General features: G+C 71.5%; 1 protein-coding gene. It reads left to right on the top strand.

Going from position 1 to position 881, the window contains the following annotated elements; translation table 11 throughout:
• Positions 1-163: 163 nt before the first annotated feature.
• Complete coding sequence (locus ACFYOS_RS18235) at positions 164-742, top strand: hypothetical protein (RefSeq protein WP_387142442.1); 579 nt, start codon at positions 164-166, stop codon at positions 740-742.
• The last annotated feature ends 139 nt before the right edge of the window (positions 743-881 follow it).

Below are 881 nucleotides of genomic sequence, written 5' to 3'. Positions count from 1 at the left end.
CGCCGCGATCTGGCACAACAGGGCCAACGGAGCACCCCTCACCAGGTCACTGATCGCCTACGACCACTGACCACGCTTAGGACTTACTCGTCTAGGGCGCGGGGGCGGACGCCGAGGGCCGAGCTGTGCGAAACTCCGGCGTTCGCCCCTCGAAGGAGATCGCATGCAGCTCGACAGCCTGCAGACCCAGCACCAGTTCTTCATCCGCCAGCGGATCCGGATGATGGTCAACCAGTACGAGGTCCACGCGGTGGCGCCGGACGGCACCGAGGGCCCGCTGCTCGCGTTCGCGCAGCAGAAGCGCCTCGCGTTCAAGGAGCAGGTGACCATCTACACCGACGACTCCAAGCAGCACCCGCTGCTCGGCTTCAAGGCCCGCCAGCGCCTCGACCTCGGCGCCACGTACGACGTGACCGACCAGGCCGGCAACCCGATCGGCCTGTTCCGCAAGGACTTCGCCCAGTCGCTGCTGCGGTCGACCTGGCACGTCGAGCAGGCCGGCCTCCCGCAGATCACCGGGCAGGAGCGCAGCCTGCCGGTGGCGCTGCTGCGCCGGTTCGTCGACTCGCTCTCCTGGCTGCCGTACCACTTCGACTTCACCGCCGGCGGCCAGCCGGTGTTCTCGGTGGTCAAGAAGTGGGGCCTGCGCGACCGGTACGTCGTCGAGATCCAGAACCCGCAGATCGACCGGCGATTGGTGATCGCCATGGCGGTCGGCCTGGACGCCCTCCAGGCCCGCTGACCAGCCTGCTCGGTCGACCCGCCAGGTGCGGCCGAGCTGAGCCGATCCCAAGGCAGCGGGTCGGGGGGGGGGGGGGGGGGGGCGCCCGCCCCCCCCCCCCCCCCCCCCCCCCCCCCCCCCCCCCCCCCCCCCCCCCCCC

Origin of the sequence: Micromonospora sp. NPDC005806 (assembly GCF_042871425.1) — a bacterium.
Taxonomy (GTDB): Bacteria; Actinomycetota; Actinomycetes; order Mycobacteriales; family Micromonosporaceae; genus Micromonospora.
This window is presented reverse-complemented; position numbering and strand designations above follow the sequence as displayed.